2 protein-coding genes and 2 pseudogenes are annotated in these 3596 nt (G+C 62.8%); 2 read left to right on the top strand and 2 right to left on the bottom strand.

The genetic code is table 11. The features are described from left to right. Positions 1–513: pseudogene (locus U0988_RS12090) on the bottom strand (lytic transglycosylase domain-containing protein); the annotation flags it as partial. A gap of 54 nt (positions 514–567) precedes the next feature. Beyond that, on the bottom strand, positions 568–1350 hold the full coding sequence (locus U0988_RS12095) for a uracil-DNA glycosylase family protein (RefSeq protein WP_322292882.1): 783 nt from the start codon (positions 1348–1350) through the stop codon (positions 568–570). Between the two features lie 101 nt (positions 1351–1451). On the opposite strand from U0988_RS12095, the gene U0988_RS12100 reads away from it, so the two are divergent. Together U0988_RS12100 and U0988_RS12105 are read left to right on the top strand one after the other, a co-directional pair. Continuing rightward, positions 1452–3098, top strand: a complete 1647-nt coding sequence (locus U0988_RS12100) for an electron transfer flavoprotein-ubiquinone oxidoreductase (protein ID WP_322292883.1) — start codon at positions 1452–1454, stop codon at positions 3096–3098. Positions 3099–3307: 209 nt separating this feature from the next. Then, positions 3308–3596, top strand: a pseudogene (locus U0988_RS12105) (4-(cytidine 5'-diphospho)-2-C-methyl-D-erythritol kinase); the annotation flags it as partial.

Here is a 3596-nt window from a genome sequence, read left to right on the forward strand (position 1 = left end):
GTCAGGGTCGTCATATTTGATCCGGTCGAGAATGGCGGATTTGACGTCCTCCGGCATGGTGCCGTCCGACGTCTCGCGCGGCCGGATGCGCTTGGAGCTGTAGGGCTGGCGGATGAAGGGCTGCGCGCGGGGCAGATCGGGAACATAGGTCAGCCCTCGCGTCTGGCCGAGCCGGATCAGCTGCTCCGCATAGGGCAGATTGCGGCCCTGTTCGAGCCAGGATGCGATCGCCGAAGCCTCAACGCGCGGGCTCCCGGCATGGAGGTAGTACTCCGCCCTGGCAACGGCGTGCAGGGGGCCGTCGGGCCGCTCTGCCAGCATCGCATTGACGCGCACCCAGTCGGACGCGTCGATCGCGCCGAACAGCGCGGTGTAATATTCGCGGTCCGTGCGGCCGAGCAATTCGGGCACGTTGCTGCTGGTCATGCGGGCGGTGTAATAATTGGCGGAACTGCTATTCGCCAGCGCGGCTGATCCGGATCCTGCCAGCGCCACAAATACGAGCGCCGCCAAGCCAATGGATGTTGCCGAAGCTGTGTTGCGTTTCAAGATAGCCATCCGTTCACCTCAGGCCGTCCACTCCAGCCAGCGCTGCCAAAACCGTTTGCGCCGCGGGGGGGAACGGAGCAATTCCGCAAGTCCCTCCGCGCCCAATGTTGGCACGCTGCGACCTTCATGGTTGAAATCGGGTAAAAATGCAGCACCTTGCGCCAAATCGTGTCCCAAAAGCGGCCAGATGTTGCGGCCGAGGACACATATCTTGTTCGGGCGAGCCAGCGCGATGTGGTGATGGAGCAATTCGCCGATGCCTGCCGCTTGAAGATGCGCCCAGTCGGGCATGGGCAGGTGGCGCGGCAGGACAGCGGCGAAATACACGTTCTCGGCGGACAGGCCCATCGCGGCGAGCATATTGCCGAGGAACGCGCCGAGCGGGCCGGACAGCAAGCGTTCGCTGTCCTGCTCCTCCGGTTCGGCGACGATGATCATCAGTTTTGCTTCCGCGGCACCGCGCGGCGCGATGCGCGGAAATGATCCGCCCGCATCGAGGCTTGGTTCGGTCAGCCACCAGCTCTGGAACGCGGTAAGGTCACCAGGCCATTTCGATTTCTCGCCGCCCAGGCGCGGTATTTCGGCGGGTTCAGGTGCGGCGTTTGCCCTCGGGGAGAGATTCTTTGGCTCGGACGGCGGAGGATTTGCCGCGTCTGCGCTGGCAGGCGCGATACCGGGTTCCGGCGCGGCAAGCCAGTCTGTTGCTAAATCATCGAAGTCCTGATCGACCCCGGCGTCCGCCCACCACGCCTGCGCAGCGGCGAATTCTTCGATCAGGGTGCGGGATTTCGGGGCTGTCATGATGCGCCCCGGGTCTTGACCTGCCGCGCCCCAGCAATCAAGGCTTTCCAGCAGTTTTGCGTTTCAATTCTGCCAAGCAGTTGACCGAAGGAAAGTCCGGGATGAGCGAACGGGAATCGATGCCGTGCGATGTGGTGATTGTCGGCGGGGGCGTTGCTGGCCTGTCCGCCGCGATCCGGCTGAAGCAGCTGAACGAGGAACTGGAAGTCGTCGTCCTCGAAAAAGGCTCCGAGATCGGCGCGCATATTCTCTCCGGTGCGGTGATCGATCCCAAATCGCTCGACGAGCTGCTGCCCGACTGGCGCGGCATGGATTGCCCGATGGCGGAAACCCCGGTGACGGACAATTGGCATTGGGTGCTGTCGAAGGGCAGCAAATATGCGCTGCCGCATCTGCTGATGCCGCCGTTCATGTCGAACAAGGGCTGTTACACCGGTTCACTCGGCAATCTCACCCGCTGGCTGGCCGAACAGGCCGAAGGCTTGGGAGTGATGGTATTCCCGGGCTTCCCCGCCGCCGAGGTGATGTTCGACGAAGCCGGCGCGGTTGCGGGCGTGGTGACGCAGGACATGGGCGTTGCCGCCGATGGATCGCATAAATCCGATTACCAGCCGGGCATGGAGATCCACGCCAAATACACGATGTTCGCGGAGGGCGCGCGCGGCAATCTGACCAAGCAGATGAAAGCGATGTTCAATCTGGAGGCGGATTGCCAGCCGCAGGTTTACGGGCTCGGCATCAAGGACTTGTGGGACATCGATCCCGAACTGCACGTGCCGGGCCGGGTGATTCACACGCAGGGATGGCCGATGTCGGAAACCGACAGCTGGGGCGGCGGGTTCCTGTACCACCAGGCGAACGGACAGGTGGCGCTCGGCTTCGTCACCGCGCTCGATTACAAGAACCCCTACGTCTCGCCCTATCACGAATTCCAGCGGTGGAAGACGCATCCGGCGATCCGCGAATATCTCGAAGGCGGCAAGCGCGTCGCTTACGGCGCGCGCGCAATCAACGAGGGCGGCTGGCAGTCCGTGCCCAAGCTGGCGTTCCCCGGCGGCGCGCTGATCGGCTGTGCGGCAGGCTTCGTCAACGTGCCCCGGATCAAGGGCAGCCACACCGCAATGAAAAGCGGGATGCTGGCGGCGGAAAGCGCCGCAGCGGCGATTGCGGGCGGTGCGGAACACACCGAACTCGCCGATTACGATGCGGCGGTGCGCTCAAGCTGGATCGCCAAGGAACTGCAGCAGGTGAAGAACGCCCAGCCGGCGGTCGCAAAATTCGGCGGCGAGATTGGCACCATCGTGGCCGGACTCGACATGTGGATGCGGCAGTTGAAGATCGGCCTGCCGATCTCGATGAAGCACGAACCCGATTACCAACTGACCACGCGGGCCGATCTGTACCAGCCGATCGCCTATCCCAAGCCCGACGGGGTGCTGACCTTCGACCGGCTGACTTCGGTGGCGTTCTCCTACACCAACCACGCCGAGGATCAGCCCAACCATCTGCAGGTCCATGACATGGACCTCCAGAAACGGAGCGAATACGAAATTTTCGCCGGCCCTTCCGCGCGCTATTGCCCGGCAGGGGTCTATGAATGGGTGGTCGAGGATGGGGTAGAACCCAAGTTCGTGATCAATTCGCAGAACTGCGTCCACTGCAAGACCTGCGATATCAAGGACCCGAACCAGAACATCAACTGGACCACGCCAGAGGGTGGTGGCGGGCCGAACTATCCGAATATGTGATGAGGCATCAAGTCCTCCCCAACATGGGGAGGGGAACCATGCGCAGCATGGTGGAGGGGCACAGGCATGATTACCGGACCCCGCATCGAGCCGGTTGTCGTGCGGATTGTGGAGATTTGTCGGGTCAGGATGGACGAGTTGTTGGACCTGCGGAGGGTGCCCCTCCACCATGCTGCGGATGGTCCCCCTACCCTGGAAGGGGAGGAATGATGCGCGAAACCGCTTACGCCAAGATCAATTTGGCGCTGCATGTCCGGCGGCGCCGGAGTGACGGGTACCACGAGCTGGAAACGCTGTTCGCCTTCGTCGATGCGGGCGATGTGCTGGTGGCGACTTCCGCCAAGGTTGATAGCTTGCATGTTGTTGGCGAGTTTAGCGGGTTCTTGCAGCAAGAATCTCCACTCCCCAGCGGGCAGGTGCTGGGGGAGGGGGTACCCACATTGGAAAGGGCGGACCACCACCACCCCACCCAACCCCCTCAAGGGGGAGGGGTTTTTG

The organism is Allopontixanthobacter sp. (genome assembly GCF_034376665.1).
Lineage (GTDB): Bacteria > Pseudomonadota > Alphaproteobacteria > Sphingomonadales > Sphingomonadaceae > Allopontixanthobacter.

Coding starts and splice junctions, on each gene's coding strand:
- U0988_RS12095 (WP_322292882.1), bottom strand. CDS start 1,350: ATGACAGCCCCGAAATCCCGCACCCTGATCGAAGAATTCGCCGCTGCG.
- U0988_RS12100 (WP_322292883.1), top strand. CDS start 1,452: ATGAGCGAACGGGAATCGATGCCGTGCGATGTGGTGATTGTCGGCGGG.